The following is a 20,708-nucleotide window of genomic DNA, read 5'->3' on the forward strand; positions in this document are numbered from 1 at the left end:
CGATCTCCTCCTGACGCTTGCATGAATGTAGGCGCGTATGACGGTGCTTCAATGGTGCAGGTTGTCTGCGCTGGACGGTCAGGCATTGTCGTTGTTGAGCGCCGTGGCTCTTCTCACCACAGTTCGTAGTACAGGTCCCGCCAGTCGGGATTGATGCTCTCGATCAGTGTGATCTTCCATTTACGGTACCATCGCTTCAGGGATTTCTCCCGTTGGATGGCGGTGCCGATGCGTTGATGTTCTTCATACCAGACGAGCTGCTTGCAGCCATATTTCGTCGCAAATCCGGGCGTCAGGCCTTCCCGGTGCTCGTAGATGCGCCGCTCCAGATCGGAGGTGACGCCGATATAGAGCGTGCCGTTCTTGTGATTGGTAACGATGTAGACGTAGCCTGCCATCGTCAAATGTTCGACGTCGCGGGCAGGGTCGTCAATCCTGGGTTTTTAGGGGGATTGCGTGTGGATCCTCGCCTCAAGGGCGAGGATGACGGGAGTGTTGGGGGATGCGGGTGGCAGAGGAGATGTCAAGGTTGCTTGGCGGCGGTGATCAGCGCGCGAAGGTCGGCTTTGGGCTTTGGTACCACAGTCAATCAGTCATCCTCGCCCTTGAGGCGAGGATCCATGCGCAAGGCGGACGGGTTTGACAGGGTGGTACGGATGACGGGACGGCGTGCGATTTTCAAGTGGGACGTAGCGCCTGAGGGGCTGCTTGCGACTGGATCCTCGCCTCAAGGGCGAGGATGACTGGAGTGTTGGGAGAGGCTGGTGGCAGCGGAGATGTCGAGGTTGCTTGGCGGGGGTGATCAGCGCGCGAAGGTCGGCTTGGGCTTTGGTACCACGGTCAATCAGTCATCCTCGCCCTTGAGGCGAGGATCCATGCGCAAGGCGGAGGGGTTTTCACATGGTGTTACGGATGACGGGGCGGCATGCGCTTTCCAAGCGGGATGTTGCGCCTTTGCTGCTGCTTGCGACTGGATCCTCGCCTCAAGGGCGAGGATGACTGGAGTGTTGGGAAATGCGGGTGGCAGACGAGATGTCGAGGTTGCTTGGCGGCGGTGATGTCACCGCGCGAATGTTGGCTTTGGGTTTGGTACCACAGTCAATCAGTCATCCTCGCTTTTGAGGCGAGGATGACTGGAGTGTTGGGAGAGGCTGGTGGCAGACGAGATGTCGAGGTTGATTGGCGGGGGTGATCAGCGCGCGAAGGTCCGCTTGGGGTTTGGTACCACGTTCAATCAGTCATCCTCGCCCTTGAGGCGAGGATCCATGTGCAAGGCGGACGGGTTCGCATGACGGGACGGCGTGCGCTTTCCAAGCGGGATGTCGTGGGTGAGCTGCTGCTTGCGACTGGATCCTCGCCTCAAGGGCGAGGATGACTGGAGTGTTGGGAAATGCGGGTGGCAGACGAGATGTCGAGGTTGCTTGGCGATGGTGATCAGTGCGCGAAGGTCTGCTTGAGGTTTGGTGCCACGGTCAATCAGTCATCCTCGCCCTTGAGGCGAGGATCCATGCGCAAGGCGGAGGGGTTTTGGCAGGGTTGTACGGATGACGGGACGGTGCGCGATTTCCAAGTGGGACGTAGCGCCTGAGGGGCTGCTTGCGACTGGATCCTCGCCTCAAGGGTGAGGATGACTGGAGTGTTGGGAGATGCGGGTGGCAGACGAGATGTCAAAGGCGACTGGCGGTGGTGATCAGCGCGCAAAGGTCGGCTTGGGATTTGGTGCCACGTTCAATCAGTCATCCTCGCCCTTGAGGCGAGGATCCATGCGCAAGGCGGAGGGGTTTTGACAGGGTGGGTCGCATGACGGGGGCGGCATGCGATTTCCAAGTGGGACGTAGCGCCTGAGGGGGCTGCTTGCGACTGGATCCTCGCCTCAAGGGCGAGGATGACTGGAGTGTTGGGAGATGCGGGTGGCAGACGAGATGTCAAAGGCGACTGGCGGTGGTGATGTCACCGCGCGAATGTGGGCTTGGTCAGGGTGGTGCCAGCGGAACCGTGCCCCTCTCCAGGAAAATCTGAAGTTTAGGTAGCTAACGCGCGCCTAAGTCTCTGATTTTCCATCCTCCCCCGCAAGGGGGGAGGTGGTTGGTGCCTTGCCCTGTCACCCCGCTAAAGCTTTGGCGGTGCCGTGCCGTCTGGGTATATCACCCGAAAAGTTTCACATACTCAGAATCTGGAATCCGTTCGCTCTCAACAATCTTCAAATGGTCGCTTCTTAATATGTACGTAAATGGGGTATGGCTTTGGCGATTGCATCTAGTGCAGTGAATCTGATCGTGAAGGTAAAATTTTGCCACATGTTTCTTTCGAATCTTGGCGTCACCCTCTTCACACCATTCACATTTGAAAAAATCGACTAGAGTCCTATTCAGATATTGAGACATGTCATCAAGTTTGCCCGGGTGCAGATTTGAATAAATACCCAACGCCCTAATCATAATTTCGGTTGTACTCCTCTCGTCAGTTGCTAGATACGTCGATAATTTGGATATCGACATCTGCAGTATAAATAAAATTATAGTTGGCAGTTAATCGTACGCGGAATAGTTTTCGTCGCCCTGTTCGTCGAAGAATATTCTATTAATTCCAAGTTTTGGTGTAAGTAGAGCTGGGTGGCGCGTTGTTACAAGGTGCATCGACTGCTGCATGCGTATTTGCAGTCCGTTCGGCGCGTCCTTGCTGAATGCAATGTCGTCAATAAGGTCACCAGTAAAAGGACTTCCCACTGGAAGCTTGCCGATCACGGAATTGAATAGATCTATCCTTTGGGACCGATATATTTGTATAACTTGTTTTTTTTGGAAGGTTCCGTCTGCAAAAGACCGGATGAAGTGGTCATCATCTGCCACAAGTCGCGAAAGTATAATTAAATTTTCTGTTAGCGGTTTTCGCAGCAGCGAAAAGGCAACATTGAACTTGCGCTTTTCTAGGTTTTTTAGCGCTTCATATATAAAGTGAAGTGTATCCGATAATACCGCAACGAAGATATCAATCTTCATCGGTACGCATAATGTTCCGCCGCTTTCGGCGAGAGCAGGCAATATTTTGCCCTCATCAATGCTTTCGTCGAGCATTGATAATGCAGTCGAAACGGCTTCGTGCCAGTCTTCTATTTGGCCGGAATGGGATGCTTCGACCAGCAACCGTGCGGTTTGATCATGTAACCAGAAGCAGAATTCATGCCGCGGAACTGTGCCCCGCGGCATGAATGTTAGGCGCTCCTCATGTAACGCGGACACTGATCTTGTAATTTCTGGGTGTTTTAGCGTTGAATTCCCTAAGGGTTTTCGAGTTTCGCGCACTCTTTATAGCCAATGCGCACTTTGACAGCTTCATTCTAGGCCTGTCGCTTAGCCAACGCTGTAAGGGCGCTTTCCGCTCACGAGCTTTCGTTTCAGAGGTCGGTCGTCTATGAAATTGCTGTCGATTGATTGGGGAGGAAATTGTGGAGACAGTCGGTCACAAGCCGCTTTGGGGGTTCGCCACTGAAAGCGCTGACATTCGCGAAGTCGATCAAACTGAAGTGGCTATTGGCAATGGCAAGCCCATAAGGGATTACAACGAGCTCATCCGGACCCTAGCGACGATCCAGTACCACAATCCAGATTTTGTTCTGATGCTCCGCGGGCAGACGCGGGATTACAAGTCTGGCGCGGCTACCACGCTGAAACCGAGCATTCTGCGGGGTAGAGACGGCCATTACCCAGGGCGGGCGGAGCTCGATCGTCGTTTCAGGGGCCTCAAAAACGCCGAGCGGTCGCTGGCGGAACAATTCCGGTCGCACAACATCCCCGACCCTAAGCAGCGTGTTTTCAAACACCGCATCGTTCGTTGGGCCATCCTTCAGCACTATGAGGTCGTAGACACTCCATTGCTGGACGTCACTTTGTCTCCCCGGATCGCCGCATCCTTCGCCAGCATTAGCAATCGCGAGTGGGGTTACATCTACGTCCTGGCAGTTCCGAACATAAGCGCAGCCGTGACTTCAAGCGCTGAGGCAGGCCTGCAGATCATTAGACTGTCCAGTGTTTGTCCCTACATCGCAATGCGTCCAGGCGTTCAAGAAGGGTATCTATTAGGGGAGTATCCGGAGATCGATGCGATGGAAACGAAGAGCCTGATCCCGTACGAGGAGACGGACTTTAGCCTTAGACCAATCTCCAAGATCAAATTCAGGCCACGGAATTTCTGGGACCGGAGCGGTATATCAGAAGCGGCCCATGAGCATCTTTATCCCGAAGAGGACGACGGGTTTGGTCGAATGATTGAAGAGCTGAAGGACGACGTACGCCGTCAGCGAGGGTCTCTGTAGAGAGCGGGTCGATCGGCAGTCATTGTGCTCCCGAAAAAGGTGTGCCGCAGAAAATCGAGCAAGGCATCATGGACGTTTCTGAAGCTGTGGACCAACTTTTCTCCGGCGTAGTCCCGGAAAGAGCTAGTGAACTAAGCGCACTATGGGGCGCGCAAGAGGACCGGGTTCGCTTGCTGGACACTCCTCGTTTCCTTCTTCAACAGAGGTGGGAAACGATCCAGGTCAGCGAACTCGCATTGCGACAACTCTGGATTGCTGGATATGCTGCGTGGAGGGCGATCGAAGCCTACAGCGTTCCACTTTCTGTTTTCCCGTTAGAGCACTTCGATCCGGAAGCCTGGAGCCTGTCACCTTCCCAGGCCGAGAAGGAGGCCACGTTCGAGCGCTTGTTCGACAAGATTATCGAGATCGGATTGCATGGCCGCGTCGAGGGATTTGATTGGCCAGAAGATGTGCCGTCCCCTCAGGAGGGGCTAAAGATCTCGGATCCAGAGAAAAAGGGGACATATGATCTCGTATGCATAGCGGGCGCCTACGTTTTTGCGCACGAAATCCGCCACGGACTTTTCGAGCGTGATGAGGATACCCCTGCCGAGGAGATAGACGAGGAGCGTGCCTGCGATGACTGGGCGCTTTCCTTGATGCTTGACCAGGTTGAATTGTATGCCGAAGCCAATGGTTGGTCGGCCGAGCTTGTCCGAAGCAAACGGATTATGGGGATCATTATTGCGCAACTTACGATCATTACACTCACACCACGTGAGAAATGGGACCATTCGACAGATCATCCGCCAGTAAGCGAACGACTGCATTCGGTACTTTCTGCAGCGTCCGAGCCCACTCCGCACTGGTTCTGGATCACGGTAACCTCTATGCTATTGGCTTTCGCTCGAAGGGCAGGGGTGAAGATCAACTATATCCCGTCGGTGCAGAACTTCCGCGACTTCGCGTTCCACATCTGTGATCAATTGAAATCCAGCTAGGTTAACAGGCGGGCATCTTAGCAACGGAGCGTGGGCAGCGATGTAGATCGTTGAATCGCGTCTGATGGCGCTGATTATTACGGTCGCTGACACCCTATTGAGATCCGTTTGAGGCGACAGACCCCGGCGAAGGAAAAAATGGGGTTCTCTTCACGCCCCCTTGCGCCCTAGCGACTTCGTAGAATCGCAACGGTTGCTATATGCTTGCCTCACGATGGAAGGCGTGAAAGCCGCCAAGTGCAGGTTGATGCGTCATGTCTGTCACGAGAAACAATCACTATGTGCCGCAATGGCATCAGACGCGGTTCTTGCCGAGCGGCGGCAATACGCTCTTCTATCTCGATTTGCAGCCGACCATACACAATAGAGGCGACGGAACGCCTGTGGCTGGAAAGTCGCTGTTCCACACGCCGCCAGTGCGAGCATTCTGCACACGTGATCTGTACTCGACGTTCTTCGAAACCGATGTCGACGATGAGATCGAGCGTCGTCTGTTCGGGGATATCGATGCTCGCGGCGCCGACGCTATCCGTGCCTTCTCGGGAACTGATCAAACCGCGTGGCACGACAATTTCGAGAGCCTTTTCCAGTATCTCGACATCCAGAAACTGCGCACGCCTAAGGGATTGTCGTGGTTGCAAACACAGTATCCCGAGCTGTCGCAGAACGAACTGATGCAGGAGATGCAAAGCATCCGGATGCTCAACGTCGCGACCTGGACCACTGGAGTTAGAGAGATCGTTTCGGCTGAGAACTCGCCGACGAAATTCATACTGACGGATCATCCTGTTACAATCTACAACCACGCCGCACCGCCGAGAGATCCGCGGAATGACTTCCCTGGAGACCCTTCAATTGCACTAAAGGCCTCCCAGACGATCTATCCTTTGGGGCCGGATCATTGCTTGATCCTAACCAACCTTGAATACGCGAAGGACCCATCGACCAATCCTCTGGAGAAGAGAACATTTGCGAGGAGTTTCCAGCGCGCGCTGGTGAGTACCATCGACTTCATCCATACCCGGCATCTCACTGAATCGCAGGTTATCGAGATCAATTTCATCGCCAAGTCGCGTGCCAAGCGATACATCGCCGCCGGACAGCGCGAATGGCTCTTTCCGGAAACGTCGGTGATGAAGCCCTGGCGGGATCTCCGCACGACACTCCTGCCTCCCGAAGACGAACTCTTTCATTTTGGCGGGGAAATGTATGTCGGATACGAAGGCGGTCGGGTGCACTACCAGGATCAGTTTGGACGCGAAGAGGAGCCCCGACCCTGGCTTACAAAAACCTTGCCGGAAGCGTCTCCGAAAAACAGGAATTCCTGCCCTTGCGGCAGTGGCTTGAAATTTTCGCACTGTTGCAAGCTCAAACCTGCGCATCTGAGAACAAGCTGGAGCGAGAGAAGCATCCGGGAGCGAAACGTGATGCTCATGAGGGGCATCGAGAATTTGTTGGAGCTCGACGGCAAGGATTGGAATGATGTCCGATCCGAGATGACGGACGAGAAGATATCGACGCTGTATAGGATCTATGAATCGCTGTGGCCGCGCGAAACCGATCTTCTGTCTCTCCTGCCCAAGCCCGATGGAACCTTCAGGTCGGTCTACACCGGTTCCCTGCATCCCAAGCTCATCAACGAGTTTGCTCTCGGAGCAGTATTGTATTTCGGCGAAATCATTATCCAGCACCCGTTTATCAATCCCATGTCGCTTCGGGAGGAAATGAGACCGACCCAGGATCCCGGCGCCTACCGTGGTGAGGTCTTGAAGTCACTGATGACCTTCCTGAGCGTTTATCCGTTGGTGGAGCAAGGTCTCGTGCACCTCGTACCCGATCCATGGGACTTCGACCTTCATCTTCGCGACCAGACGATGAGCATGGCCGAAGCTCGTCGGATTGGTATCCGCTTTAATCGTGGCAGCGACCCACGGCTCGATGCGATTGTCCAGGAGGATATGCAGCGCACATTCATGGGATTGCCGGACGAAGCTCTCCTGTCGCAGCTAGCGAAGGTGCCAGACATCGATCCATCGGTGAGTCCGGGCGATTTTATAGAGCATGTCCGGGAGATGCGCAGGCGGGACCCGTTGGCGGTGCTACAGGAGAATTCCCTGGGCAAAGGCGGGCAGCTTGAATTGATGAAGATGGCACCGAACTTCGAGATGTCGATGTACCTGGCTCAGGCCACGGGCGCACAAATTCTTACTGACAGCCCGTTTAGATGGAGAGAGCTGCAAGGTGCGTTGAACCGTCGCCACCTCGGTGTCGCGCCCGCACTCGAGGAACTACGGACCACAATAGGCTCCAGTCCGATCCGGTTTCCGCTTGGCTTCTCACCGTTGGCGCAACTCAAGAGCGGCGGAGCGTTCGATGGGGTTTCCTCGGTTTTCAGCAGTGCCTATCGATATCTTCATAAGACCAGACCGGGGGCCGCCAAGCCGAATTTCGAAGCACACCTTGTGACCCGGTTCGAACGCGGCAAGCGTCTCGCCGATGCGGCAATCGAGAGCGTAAAAATTCCACACATGCTCGGAAAGGTCAGCAGCATCTTTCGGCTCGGTGGCCTACAGGACAACACCATCAACCGCTTGCTCCTCATGTCGAGCTCGGAGCATCATCTGCAGTCCGTTCCCATGGCCACCTACATCAGCCGTTGGCCGCATGGAGAGCAAAATTGACCCCGAGCAGTTTGGCCGAGCCCACGTACCTTTCAGAGCGCCTTCTCCACATCCTCCACCAGGTAGAACGACGCGCCATGCTGCTCCCGGGTGAGGGCGGGTTCGATCCCAGCCGCCTTGAGCGCGTACTTCAGCTTGCGGACATTGAGTCCACGCTGTTCCGCAAGCACGAACAGAGACACGTATTTCCGTCTGAATTCCTCGATTGCTTCGGGGGTGATGAACGTCTGCAGATTGCGGTTTTCGGGGTGCTTCGCCCGGAATGTCGGAATGATGCCTGCCGCCGACAGTTTTGTGATCGTGCTGTGAGACATCTTGAGTTCCTGGTAGGCCTTATAGACAGGGATACCGCCGACTTCGGCCCCGCGTACCCGCGCTTTCAGTTCCTCTGAGTCGAGGTAGATGGCCTGGAAGGCGTCCTTGTCGGGGTTGACCGAAACGCGGGCAAGAGCGCCTTCGCGCATCAGTTCTACAACCTCGGCGACGGTGCATCGCGCCATCCGGCGAGCCGTCATGAGATTGACAAGATCCGACTTCCCGGAGAAGCTTTCTGTGGCCTTCGACGTGAGCATGTCGAGAAAACCCTGCAGATCGCCGCGCGCGAAACGAGGAGTTGTTCCGTCTGGCGTGATGGGACTGAAGATGCCATTTTGAAGCAACGTGCCCCAGGTGGCCAGATTGACGTTCAGCATCTTTCTCGCTTCCGGAGGCGTAAGACCTTGCTTGATGGATGCCGCGATGGCGTCCATGGTTGCCACGTCGACCAGGATCCGGTCAGCCGTCAGATCTTCGGTTGCGATCCCGGCCGCGGCGACGTACCGGGTGAGCGGCCTGTAGTGAATGCCGTACGTTCTCGACGCCGAATGAACCGAGTGCCATTTCCGTCGTTCGACGGGGCCAAACAGGTTGTCGCCAGGTCCGATCGGGAGATGATCAATCGTCGTATCAATCATGATCTTCCGAATGGTGTCGAAGTCCGGATCCAGCTTGCCGTGGCCGATCGCCTCGTACAGGCGGCCGTAGAGTTTCCTTCCTCCGAAATCTCCCATTCCCTCCATGATGCGCTGGTGATGTGATCGAAGATACTCCACGAATGCCGCCTTTCCAGGTGCCATAACGGCAAAGCCCGCGTTCATCGCTTTCAGCCGTTGCCGGACATCGAGGTCCGTAACATTGAACTTCAGGCCATGAAGCAGCATGCCGCCGACATGTTCGGTGACACGTGAGACCACGTGGAGGGGAAGGCTGTCGATCCAGTCATGGACGGCACGCCCCTTGACGAGACGATCCGATACGTACTTGTCAAATTCGCCGTGACCAGGCAGGCGGGGTGACAGCATGGGATCTCCGGCGACCGTATCTGCAAGCATCTGGATGAAATCGTAACCTGTCTGCGCTCCGAAAGGGTCGTTTCCCTCGCAGAGAAAAACGTCGTGGATCGGGCATGTCAGCACGGACGACAGTGACCACAGGATCCTTCCATAGGGTCGGGAGCGGCCGTACCCGGTCTGTCGACGGTAGTCATCCTCCAGACAGCAGGGGCAGAAACGAACTCGGCCGCGTAGGATCTGGCCTTTCGTGAATCTATTTCCGCGAATGTAGTAGGCATCTCCGTTGCGAACTATGGCGGACGCCTCGAGAGCGAGGTGATCCTGCCCGGTAAGACGTGCAAGGTGCCCGATCGCATCCGGCGTGCCGTCGTTCAGCTTCTTGTAATCGAGCCTCATGTGAAAGCAGAACTCGCGAGCGCTGCCGATCCCGTTGGCAGAAGCGATGCGCGAACAGAAGCTGCTTAGGGTTTCGTCCTCATTGAGAGGCACGGTGATCGCAAGCCTGCTCATCAGCGGCGCTCCCCCGCTCGGATGCGTTTGGGCTTCTGCTGCGGTTTCGACGCTTCTCCGGCATCCTCGACGATTCGGGCTGCTCCGACTTCAAGCGAGTTCCAGTCCTGTGCGGTGAAGATGTTGCTTGACGGGGAGCATCCGGACATCTCGGCGTAGGCCGCGGCGAAGTTCCCGGCCGTCACGATGTCGCTGCCCTTGAGAAGCGTATTCTCCACAGCGAGGCGGATGAGCTGGACGATAGAGCCGAAGCAGCCTCCGCAAGCATGGATCATCCTGAGGGGGAAGTCCCCGCCGAGGAAGTCGTCCAGCTTCAACCGGGCGTGACGCGTCACGACGAGCTCGACATAGCCGATGACATGGGACGCGTGCTGGGACGTGAGCGACCCGAGCCGCATCATGGTGGAGCGCGATTCGATCTGCTTGTCGCCTTCACGCAAGCGCTCCAGTGGCGAGACGCCGCTGAGGACGAGGCGGATCGGCCAGTCCGGCATCTGCACAAGATGCTTGAGGGTGTCGCGCACCTTCTGGATCTCATAGTCGCTGGTGTTGTTCTTGATCGCGTGCTGGGCCTCATCAATGACGATGAACAGCACCTTCCGCCGCTTAAGCTGCTCGCGGAACAGGGGCCAGATGCGGCTCTCGGACAGGTTCGCCTTGACTGGATAGCCAAGCTTCTCCAGTCCGTCCGATGCGATGTTGCGAAGCGTGCACGGGGACGGTCCGTCCATCATGAGCACGGGCATCGCGTCGACGCCGTCGGAGTCGACATAAGATTCGAAGGCGGGATCGGTCGCCAGGGCATGCTGGATGAGACTGGACTTCCCCGAATGGGATTCTCCGATGACGAAGAGGATCCGATGCTGCTTCTCGTCTCCGGAATAATGCGCCACGAGACTACGCTTCATCCGGTCGATGCGGGCGCTGAGGGCGTCGTCGCGGAAGGTGGGGATGTGGTGGGCGCTGATGGTCGCCATCCGGTCCGCAATGTTGAGCTGCGCCTCAGGCATCGACTGGCGGACGCGCGAGATGGCTTCGATCGCGCTGACTGGCAGGTTTCTGGTGGTCATGACATGTTCCCTGTTTCGGATGTTTGAAGGAGCGCAATCCGATGCCGCCCGCGTGAGCGGCATCGAACCTCAAGTTCAGTTCGGCATGCCGAACTCGTCGTCCGGCGGGGTGACCGGCTTTGCTTTGGCTACCGTCTTCCGCTTCGTCTTTGCGGGCTTCGTCTCCGGTGCCGCACCGTCCGGCTGCGGCACCGGCTGGAGGACGTTGGCGAGGGCAGGAGTCATCTCAGCCTTCTCCTTGAGGGTGGAGGTCATGCCGAAGAGGCGGCGCAGTTCCGGACGGAACGCGATCTGGTACTGGATCGCGTCCACCTGCTCCTGGCTGACATCCACGATCCGGATGAACCGATCCATCTTCGCCTCGAGCTGCTCGAAGTGTTGGTTTCCACGCAGAACTGAGCCGGTTAGGCGCATAATTTCCATTGAGAATTGAGCCATGTGACCTTCCCCCGAACGCGGTCAGCGACGGGGGCAACGGAGTGATCCACATGGGACTTTTAAACATCATCCGGCGAATGAAACTGCGCGAGAAGCAGTCGATCCGCGAGATCAGTCGGCATACTGGTTTGTCGCGCAACACGATCGCGAAGTATTTGAACGCTGGTACGATCGAGCCGACGTTCACGGTACCGGAGCGGCCGAGCAAGCTTGATCCTTTTGCCGACAAACTGGCGGCCTGGCTGAAGACCGAGGCCGGGAGGTCGCGCAAGCAGCGCCGAACGCTGAAGCAGCTTCACGCCGATCTGGTGGTTCTCGGCTTTACCGGCTCCTATGGTCGGGTCGCTGCCTTTGCCCGTGAGTGGCGGGTTGAGCAGCAGACGACTGGCCGCGGCATATTCGTTCCGCTGTCTTTCCGTGCAGGCGAAGCATTCCAATTCGATTGGAGTGAAGATTATGCTGTGATCGGCGGCGAGCGCACCAAGCTTCAGGTCGCACATATCAAGCTATCGCACAGTCGGGCGTTTCTGGTCAGGGCCTATCTGCTCCAGACACATGAAATGCTCTTCGATGCCCACTGGCACGGGTTCCGCGTGTTCGGCGGCGTACCTGATCGCGGCATCTACGACAACATGAAGACGGCGGTCGACCGCGTCGGTCGCGGCAAGGAGCGGCAGGTCAACATCCGTTTCCTGGCGATGACCAACCACTACGTGTTTGCGCCCGAGTTCTGTAATCCAGCGGCAGGATGGGAGAAGGGTCAGGTCGAGAAGAACGTCCAGGATGCGCGACCGCGGCTGTGGCAGCAGATGCCGGACTTCCCAGATTTGGCGGCGTTGAATGACTGGCTGGAACAGCATTGCCAGGACCTGTGGCGAGAGACGGCGCATGGCACCTTGTCCGGCACAATCGCAGATGTTTGGGCTGATGAGCGGGCAGCATTGATGGCGTTGCCGACTGCATTTGACGGTTTCGTCGAGCAGAGCAAACGCGTCTCGCCGACATGCCTGATCACCTTCGAGCGTAATCGTTACAGCGTGCCAGCATCATTTGCGAACCGGCCCGTCAGCCTGCGGATCTATCCCGAGCGACTGGTCATTGCGGCCGAGGGCAATATCCTATGCGAACATGTTCGGATCATCGAGCGGAGCCACGACAAACCGCCAAGGACGATTTACGACTGGCGGCATTACCTTGCGGTCATCCAGCGCAAGCCCGGAGCCCTGCGCAATGGCGCACCGTTCCTGGAATTGCCGCTGGCCTTTCGACAACTGCAGGACCAGATGCTCAGCCGTCCTGGCGGTGATCGCGAGATAGCCGATATCCTCGCTCTCGTCCTCCATCACGACGAACAGGTCGTCGTCAGGGCTGTGGAACTGGCTCTGGATCAAGGCGTAGCAACCAAAACGCATGTGCTGAATCTGCTGCATCGGTTGATTGACGGCAAGACGACCGACGGTCCCGACATCGATACGCCACAGGCACTGACTTTGCTGCGGGAGCCCAAGGCCAATGTCGAACGTTACGATGGCCTGCGTGTCCGGATCGTGGGAGGTCGCAATGCGTCATGATCCCGCCAGCGCCGCCGTCGTCATCATGCTGCGTAGCCTGAAGATGTATGGCATGTCTCAAGCCGTCACGGACCTGATCGAGCAAGGTGCTCCGGCTTTTGACGCGGCCGTGCCGATCCTGTCCCAGTTGCTGAAAGCCGAGATGGCAGAGCGTGAGGTCCGGTCCATAGCCTATCACATGAAGGCTGCCCGCTTCCCAGCCTACAAGGACATCTCCGGATACGACTTCGCCGCCAGCGAAATCAACGAAGCGACGGTGCGCCAATTGCACAGATGCGAGTTCATCGACGGGGCGCAGAATATAGTGCTTGTCGGCGGACCAGGCACAGGAAAAACACATGTCGCGACAGCCCTCGGTGTCCAGGCGATCGAGCATCATCGCCGCAAGGTCCGCTTCTTCTCGACCATCGAACTGGTCAACGCGCTCGAGCAGGAGAAGGCTAAAGGCAAGGCAGGCCAGATCGCTGAGACGCTGGTTCGTCTCGATCTGCTGATCCTCGATGAGCTCGGATACCTTCCGTTCAGTGCCTCAGGCGGAGCGCTGCTCTTCCACCTGCTGAGCAAGCTTTATGAGCGCACCAGCGTCATCATCACCACCAACCTCAGCTTCAGCGAATGGGCAACGGTCTTCGGCGACGCCAAGATGACGACGGCTCTTCTCGACCGTTTGACCCACCGTTGCCACATCCTTGAAACCGGGAACGATAGCTTCCGCTTCAAAGCCAGCTCGGCCGCAGCAGCGCAAAAGAGAGGAGAAAAAGCCAGTCACTTGACCAAAGCCTGATCAAAAAACCATACTTAGAGGTGGCTCACTTCTCGGTGGAAAAACCGGCTCAGTTCCGCGTGGAAACCAACAGTGTCGAGCTAGTTGCTGGGTCACTCGGTCAGTGGCAAGCAAACGGTCATTTAGGCGATACGCTTAAGGCGATGAGAGGTGCCTTCACGCGAGCAAAGAAGGCCGCGCCTGCGATCCTGTTCATCGACGAACTCGACTCATTCGGCGACCGCACGAAATTTGCCGGTGACAACAGGGACTATTCAACCCAGGTGGTGAACGCCCTGTTGGAGCAGATTGACGGCGTCGAGGGCAGGGACGGGGTGGTCGTAATTGGTGCCACGAACAACGTCGGTCAAATTGACCGTGCGATCTTGCGATCAGGACGATTAGATCGCCATATCGAAATCGGGCTGCCGAATGGAGCTGACCGGATGGCGATCCTCGCGGAACATCTGCAGTGTGGGGTCACTGCAACGGAACTGGAAGTCTTGAAGGTCGCGACAAATGATATGTCCGGTGCCGATTTGGCTAAGGCCGCTCGCGAGGCACGACGTATTGCCAGGTTAGCGAGGCGAGCTGTGACCGTCGATGACGTGCGTGCTTCCCTTCCGCCAGTGATGCAAATCGAGGGCGAACTGAGGCGATACATTGCAATTCACGAGAGCGGTCACACGATTGTCGGCACCCATCTCGGACACGGCATCTACCTCGGCACGGAAATCGCCAGCGTAGTCAATCCGCAAGCTACAAATCTCCGTGGCGGGGCTGCGTACTTTGATATGCCTTCTTTCGTGAGGCGCGACCGACAGTATCATCTGGATCAAATTACAGTCATGGTTGCGGGCTTAGCGGCAGAGGAATTAATCTTGGGATGCTTTGCAGATGGTGGTGCGTCCGATCTTGCAGCGGCAACCCGGATCGCCACACTTATGGAAGCCCGCTATGGCATGGGGCAAACCCTGCGCCACAGCGCGGTGATTGAAGATGAAGCGCTGGAGCGGTTACGTCAGTTAGATAGACCTCTGGCTGAGCGCGTGCATAGAACACTGCAGGATCAGTTTGACAGGGCGAAAGCGATCCTGTCGCAGCGAATGTCTTTCCTCGATGTCGTTACCCAAGAACTGTTCGAGATCGGAGCGCTTACACCTAAGCGCCTGGACGAGTTGTTAGGCCAATGTGAACGTCTTAAAGAGTCTAAGAGGGCACCTGGAAGATCTCGGGCATCGCCTGACCGTTTGCAGAGTGGATAAGCGGCAGAATATGCGAACCGGTTAGAATCGATTGGGCGTTTACCCAATCCCACCGAGGCGATTTTCGCGTCCGATCCAAGCGGCCTCATTCAGTGTGAACGTCTCGACATTTCTGTTCATAGCCGTATCGATGACTCAGTCCTGCGCGGAGCCAAGTGAGATATACTCAACTAAGAATTGGATCGATGCGAAAAATGGGGGAAATGATGGACAACGCTGAAGCGACAAGTGGTGGCAACACTACGTCAGAACTGGCAAGATTCGTTCTTTTGAACATCGAAGCGATGGCCCATCCTCCTACCGAATGGGAAGCTCAAGTCTTGCAGGAGATTCTAACGCTTCCTCAAGTAACGGTCTCAAGACCGCCGGAGCGGCAACTTCTTGATGCTGGTATGATACCTCACAATTGCCATGAGAATTGCTCCGCACAGGAAGCAAACGACCCTGAAAAGCAGCACCGTCATGTAGCCGGATGGCTTGTTTTCGATTCTGATCTGATCCTGCATTCCGTCGTCGAAGCCGACGGCCAATGGTACTGCCTTACTCCTCAGCTCGTTCCAGCTACGCCGCGTTTTCAATTTATCCCTGATCCATCAATCGAATGGATATGCGACGCAGCAAGTGGGATCAATGAAGCGTATCGCCACGGCGTGAAGCTCCCTTTCGCCCTTCGACGCTTCCCAGAAGATCACATCCGTATGCGAGACAGGTTTAATATTCTTGTCTCCGAAGGAATGTCATTGCTCGACGCCCGCCGAGAAGTCGACGCTACCCTCGGCATAGAGATAAAAAGAATGAGGCAGGAGGGGCTCGAATAAGCTCGTAGCGATTTGTCCTGACTGTCTAGCCGGAGAAATTATAGACCTCTCAACGTGAACCCGAAAATTTGCCTATGGCGTTGGCGTGTCGAATGGGGTGTCGCCCTCGGCTATGCCTGGCAGACCAAACTCAAACCGCGCGTTTGCGAAGTCGTGATCTAAGACGCCGAGCAACTTTTCACCGAACGCTGCGGTTTCCTTCGTCGCGTCAGACCATCGGTAAAGTCGACCGTCTTGCAAGGAAAGCACCGCAAAGTCATCGGGACGCCGCTCGACTGGATGACGGCTGGCTACCATGCACAGTGACGCGTTCACCAGGCCCGCGCTCAACTTCACACGGGTGTTGAATAGGTGAACCGCAGTACGGCGACCGTTTAGCTCGATCAGAAAGTTCGGCGAGAACTCCACCTTGAACTGGCCCATCGGGCTGCCAAAGATGAAGCTGTCACAAGGCGATAGCTCGCCGGGATTAGTCTGCCGCCATTCAGCAAACTGCAGGAGACCGCGCCTGGCTGACTCGCGCTCGGCCTTTGGTCCGATCTGCGCCGTCGATGCCATGGCCTCATGCATGCTGAGGTTCTCGAAGGCGATGCGCTGAACCCGTCGTCGAAGGCTTTTGTGATAATCGTATCCGCCACTGCTCGGACTAAAACGGTCACGTACGAGGCGCTTCTGCGGTTTGGGATTGGAGTTGATCAGTTTCAAGAATGCGGAAAATCCGAACTTAGGCACTTGGCTCAAGGCTGAATTCCTTTCTGAAGTGTCTCCCTGATCCTGCAGTCTTTTGCTTTTTGTGGTCCCGGACAGCGCAAGCCACCCGGGACGTCTCTGTCAATTGATCCGATGGATCGTTCGGCCTTGCGACCCAAGTGTTCCGTTGGCCACTTTTAGGTTCGGAACTGGCCATTTTCCTAACGGATTGGCCAGCACTGCCTTCGGTTTCTCAATTACTCCGAGGGGCTCTATCGTCATTTCAGCTGCACCCACTTGTGCTGCCGCACGTATCGCACTTCTCGCACGTGCCGTTCCTCACCATCGTGAAGTTCTGGCATTCCGAGCACATGTTGCCGGTATAGCCTTGCGCGATCGAGCGGATGCGGCGGGCGGCTTCGAGTTTCTTGGCGTCGGCCTTGGCGGCTTCGGCTTCGTCGGCAGCGGCATCCGAGAACAGGCCTTCTTCGGCGATCTCTTCGGCCAGTTCGACGGCGCGTTCCTCGTAGTCGCGCTTGAACGAGACCACTTCCGAGGTGGCGATCGCGGTCGTCACTTCCAGCTTGCGGGCAGCGCTGCCCGAAAAGGCGGTGACGGACGAGACCGAGGCCTTGGCGGGCATTGCGGTGGCTGCCCCCTTCGGTTCGGCCGACATCGGCTGGTTGGAGACGAGCGTCGGCTTGTAACCGCGGGTCAGGCCCTTGGAAACGACATCGGCCTTGCCTTCCTTGACGCCGCGGCCAAGTGCGGTGGTCGAGAAGTCGGACGTGTCGACATGGGCCAGATCGCTGCGGCCGATATAGGAGATCGCCAGCTCGCGGAAGACGTAGTCGAGGATCGAGGTGGCGTTCTTGATCGCGTCGTTGCCGGTGACCATGCCGGCCGGCTCGAACTTGGTGAAGGTGAACGCGTCAACATATTCCTCGAGCGGCACGCCATATTGCAGGCCGAGCGACACCGAGATGGCGAAGTTGTTGATGAAGGCGCGGAGCGCCGAGCCTTCCTTGTTCATGTCAAGGAAGATTTCGCCGAGACGGCCGTCATCATATTCGCCGGTCCGCAGGAAGATGGTGTGACCGCCGATCTTCGCCTTCTGGGTATAACCCTTGCGGCGGGCCGGCAGCTTTTCCTGTTCGCGCACGACACGCTCGACGATGCGCTCGACGATGCGTTCCGTGATGGTGACCGCCTGGGCAGCCATCGGCTGGGCCAGCAGTTCCTCGACGCCGTCCTCGTCATCCTCGTCCTCGATCAGCGAGGCGTTGAGCGGCTGGGAGAGCTTCGAGCCGTCGCGGTAGAGCGCATTGGCCTTCAGTGCCAGCTTCCAGGACAGCATGTAGGCGGCGCCGCAATCTTCGACGGTCGCTTCGTTCGGCATGTTGATCGTCTTGGAGATCGCGCCCGAGATGAACGGCTGGGCCGCTGCCATCATGCGGATATGCGATTCCACCGAGAGATAACGCTTGCCGATCTTGCCGCAAGGATTGGCGCAATCGAAGACGGCCAAGTGGTCGGCCTTCAGGAACGGCGCGCCTTCGAGCGTCATCGCACCGCAGACGTGAATGTTGGCGGCCTCGATGTCCTTCTTGGCAAAGCCCATGTGCTCAAGCAGGTTGAAGCTCATGTCGGCGAGTTGCTCGTCGGAGACCTTGAGCGTGTCTTTCAGGAAGTCGGTGCCGAGCGTCCACTGGTTGAAGACGAACTTGATGTCGAAGGCAGCCTTCAGCGCGCCATTGACGATCTCGATCTTCTCGTCGGTGAAGCCACGGGCCTTGAGCGAGCCGGGATTGACGCCCGGTGCCTGGTTCAGGTTGCCATGGCCGACGGCATAGGCGTCGATCTCGGCGATCTGGGATTCCGAATAGCCGAGCGTGCGCAGTGCTTCCGGAACGGCAGCGTTGATGATCTTGAAGTAACCGCCACCGGCGAGCTTCTTGAACTTGACCAGCGCGAAGTCGGGCTCGATGCCGGTCGTGTCGCAGTCCATGACGAGACCGATCGTGCCGGTCGGGGCAATCACCGAGACCTGGGCATTGCGGTAGCCGTGCTTTTCGCCGAGTTCGAGCGCCTTGTCCCAGGCAGCCGTGGCATGGGCGATCAGGGCCGGATCGGTGCATTCGGCATGGACGAGCGGAACCGGGTCGACCGACAGGCCTTCATAGCCGTCCGACAGGCCGTAAGCTGCGCGGCGATGGTTGCGGATGACGCGCAGCATGTTCTCGCGGTTCGGCTTGTAGCCCGGGAAGGGGCCGAGTTCCGAGGCGATTTCGGCAGACGTCGCATAGGAGACGCCGGTCATGATCGCGGTCAAGGCACCGCAGAGCGCGCGGCCTTCGTCGCTGTCGTAAGGAATGCCGGACGACATCAGGAAGCCGCCGATATTGGCGTAGCCGAGGCCGAGCGTGCGGTATTCGTAGGAGCGTTCGGCAATCTGGCGCGACGGGAACTGCGCCATCATCACCGAGACTTCGAGCACGACGGTCCACAGACGCACGGCATGTTCGTAATCGCCGATGTCGATCGTCTTGGTCTTGGCATCCTTGAACTGCAAGAGGTTCAGCGAGGCAAGGTTGCAGGCCGTGTCGTCGAGGAACATGTATTCCGAGCACGGGTTCGACGCGCGGATCGGGCCGGCGGCCGGGCAGGTGTGCCAGTCGTTCATCGTCGTGTTGAAATGCAGGCCCGGATCTGCCGATGCCCAGGCGGCGTAGGAGATCTTTTCCCACAGGTCGCGCGCCTTCAGCGTCTTCATCACCTTGCCGTCCTTGCGGGCGGTGAGGTTCCAGTCGCCGTCATCTTCGACCGAGCGCAGGAAGTCGTCCTTCAGCGAAACCGAGTTGTTGGAATTCTGGCCCGACACAGTCAGATAGGCTTCCGAATCCCAGTCGGTGTCATAGGTCTTGAATTCCATGTCCTTGTAGCCCTGCTGGGCGAACTGGATGACACGCTTGACGTAGTTTTCCGGAACCTGATCCTTCTTCGCGGCTTTGATTTCGCGCTTCAGGGCCGGGTTCTTGTTCGGGTCGAAGCAGTCGCCCCGCGTCGCTTCAGAGCCGGCTTCGCAGTTGACGCAGGCCTTCATGATCGCCTTGAGGTGGCGGGCGACGATCTTCGAGCCGGTGACGAGAGCCGCAACCTTCTGCTCTTCCTTGACCTTCCAGTCGATGTAGTTCTCGATATCCGGATGGTCGATATCGACAACGACCATCTTCGCCGCACGGCGCGTCGTGCCGCCCGACTTGATCGCGCCGGCAGCGCGGTCGCCGATCTTCAGGAAGGACATCAGGCCCGACGAGCGACCGCCGCCGGACAGCTTTTCGCCTTCGCCACGCAGATAGGAGAAGTTGGAACCGGTGCCGGAGCCGTACTTGAAGAGACGGGCTTCGCGGACCCAGAGGTCCATGATGCCGCCTTCGTTGACCAGGTCGTCCTCGACGGACTGGATGAAGCAGGCATGCGGCTGCGGATGTTCATAGGACGACTTCGACTTGACCAGCTTGCCGGTGAAGGGGTCGACATAGAAATGGCCCTGGCCGGGGCCGTCGATGCCATAGGCCCAATGCAGGCCGGTGTTAAACCACTGTGGGCTATTCGGTGCGACGCGCTGGGTGGCGAGCATATAGGCAAGCTCGTCCTTGAAGGTCAGCGCATCCTCTTCCGAGGTGAAATATTTGCCCTTCCAGCCCCAATATGCCCAGGTGCCGGCCAGGCGATCGAAGACCTGGCGGGCATCGGTTTCCGAGCCGTAGCGCTCGTCTTCGGGCAGCGCTGCCAGCGCCTTGTCGTCGGCGACCGAGCGCCAGAGGAAGGAGGGAACGTCGTTTTCCTCGACCTTTTTCAGAAACTTCGGCACGCCGGCCTTGCGGAAATACTTCTGCGCAAGGATGTCGGCAGCCACCTGGCTGAACTGGTTCGGAACGTCGATATCGGCAAGACGAAATACGATTGAGCCGTCGGGATTTTTGATTTCGCTGATGGCCTTGCGAAACGCAATCTCGGCATAAGGAGATTGGCCCGGTTTGGTAAAGCGGCGTTCAATGCGCATCTGCCTGTGTCCCTCGATCTAGTGCGCCGTTTGGCGCGAAAAAGCCCGGCCGGCCTCGCGTCCAAAAGCGCGCAGCCGGTTGTGTGTTCATCTCGTCAGGTGAGTCATCCGGAGATGGTCAGCTCTGTATATAGTGTTGATGGTGGCTGCAAACACTAAATATAGTATTAACAGTTTCTTTCCGCCAGTCCTAATCCCCTGTTACGCGGA

General features: G+C 57.3%; 14 protein-coding genes. 7 read left to right on the top strand and 7 right to left on the bottom strand.

All coding sequences use genetic code 11. From position 1 onward, the window contains the following. Nucleotides 1-113: 113 nt before the first annotated feature. Nucleotides 114-398, bottom strand: coding sequence for a GIY-YIG nuclease family protein (locus LQ231_RS10660; RefSeq protein ID WP_230171297.1), 285 nt, complete (start codon nucleotides 396-398; stop codon nucleotides 114-116). A 2,130-nt stretch (nucleotides 399-2,528) separates the two neighbouring features. Further along, nucleotides 2,529-3,206 (bottom strand): hypothetical protein, encoded by a 678-nt coding sequence (locus LQ231_RS10665; protein ID WP_230171298.1) that lies wholly within the window; start codon nucleotides 3,204-3,206, stop codon nucleotides 2,529-2,531. A 239-nt stretch (nucleotides 3,207-3,445) separates the two neighbouring features. Here LQ231_RS10665 and LQ231_RS10670 point away from each other — a divergent pair, with 239 nt between their 5' ends. The 3 genes from LQ231_RS10670 (at nucleotide 3,446) to LQ231_RS10680 (ending at nucleotide 7,976) form a co-directional block, all read left to right on the top strand. Next, on the top strand, nucleotides 3,446-4,312 hold the full coding sequence (locus LQ231_RS10670) for an FRG domain-containing protein (protein ID WP_230171299.1): 867 nt from the start codon (nucleotides 3,446-3,448) through the stop codon (nucleotides 4,310-4,312). Between the two features lie 68 nt (nucleotides 4,313-4,380). Next, nucleotides 4,381-5,295: a phage exclusion protein Lit family protein gene (locus LQ231_RS10675; RefSeq protein WP_230171300.1), complete on the top strand. Its 915-nt coding sequence runs from the start codon at nucleotides 4,381-4,383 to the stop codon at nucleotides 5,293-5,295. A 254-nt stretch (nucleotides 5,296-5,549) separates the two neighbouring features. Next, entirely contained in the window at nucleotides 5,550-7,976 is a 2,427-nt protein-coding gene (locus LQ231_RS10680) for a DUF4238 domain-containing protein (RefSeq protein WP_230171301.1), read from the top strand. Nucleotides 7,977-8,008: 32 nt separating this feature from the next. On the opposite strand, the gene LQ231_RS10685 is transcribed toward LQ231_RS10680, so the two are convergent. The 3 genes from LQ231_RS10685 to LQ231_RS10695 all read right to left on the bottom strand — a co-directional run bounded on the left by LQ231_RS10685 (nucleotide 8,009) and on the right by LQ231_RS10695 (nucleotide 11,325). After that, a complete protein-coding gene (locus LQ231_RS10685) occupies nucleotides 8,009-9,817 on the bottom strand; it encodes a TniQ family protein (RefSeq protein WP_230171302.1) in 1,809 nt (602 codons plus the stop codon). Next, a complete protein-coding gene (locus LQ231_RS10690) occupies nucleotides 9,817-10,887 on the bottom strand; it encodes an ATP-binding protein (protein ID WP_230171303.1) in 1,071 nt (356 codons plus the stop codon). Before LQ231_RS10690 ends, LQ231_RS10685 begins: the two co-directional genes overlap by 1 nt. Before the next feature lie 75 nt (nucleotides 10,888-10,962). Next, nucleotides 10,963-11,325, bottom strand: coding sequence for a hypothetical protein (locus tag LQ231_RS10695; protein ID WP_230171304.1), 363 nt, complete (start codon nucleotides 11,323-11,325; stop codon nucleotides 10,963-10,965). A gap of 50 nt (nucleotides 11,326-11,375) precedes the next feature. Between LQ231_RS10695 and istA the strand changes: the two genes are divergently transcribed. From istA to LQ231_RS10715, 4 genes are all read left to right on the top strand, one after another. Continuing rightward, on the top strand, nucleotides 11,376-12,896 hold the full coding sequence (gene istA / locus LQ231_RS10700; protein WP_115672796.1) for an IS21 family transposase: 1,521 nt from the start codon (nucleotides 11,376-11,378) through the stop codon (nucleotides 12,894-12,896). Beyond that, nucleotides 12,886-13,680 carry an IS21-like element helper ATPase IstB gene (istB, locus tag LQ231_RS10705; protein ID WP_230171305.1) on the top strand — a complete coding sequence of 265 codons (795 nt, stop codon included), beginning with the start codon at nucleotides 12,886-12,888 and terminating at the stop codon, nucleotides 13,678-13,680. The genes istA and istB overlap by 11 nt, the downstream gene beginning before the upstream one ends. A 35-nt stretch (nucleotides 13,681-13,715) precedes the next feature. Beyond that, a complete protein-coding gene (locus tag LQ231_RS10710; protein WP_230171306.1) occupies nucleotides 13,716-14,924 on the top strand; it encodes an AAA family ATPase in 1,209 nt (402 codons plus the stop codon). A gap of 185 nt (nucleotides 14,925-15,109) precedes the next feature. After that, nucleotides 15,110-15,742 (top strand): hypothetical protein, encoded by a 633-nt coding sequence (locus tag LQ231_RS10715; RefSeq protein WP_230171307.1) that lies wholly within the window; start codon nucleotides 15,110-15,112, stop codon nucleotides 15,740-15,742. A gap of 72 nt (nucleotides 15,743-15,814) precedes the next feature. Here the strand turns inward: LQ231_RS10715 and LQ231_RS10720 are convergent, their stop codons facing one another. Together LQ231_RS10720 and LQ231_RS10725 are read right to left on the bottom strand one after the other, a co-directional pair. Beyond that, entirely contained in the window at nucleotides 15,815-16,474 is a 660-nt protein-coding gene (locus LQ231_RS10720) for a hypothetical protein (RefSeq protein ID WP_230173311.1), read from the bottom strand. 241 nt (nucleotides 16,475-16,715) lie between these two features. Further along, a complete protein-coding gene (locus LQ231_RS10725) occupies nucleotides 16,716-20,498 on the bottom strand; it encodes a vitamin B12-dependent ribonucleotide reductase (RefSeq protein WP_230171308.1) in 3,783 nt (1,260 codons plus the stop codon). Nucleotides 20,499-20,708 lie beyond the last annotated feature (210 nt).

This window comes from Rhizobium sp. CECT 9324 (genome assembly GCF_918741265.1).
Classification (GTDB): Bacteria; Pseudomonadota; Alphaproteobacteria; order Rhizobiales; family Rhizobiaceae; genus Allorhizobium.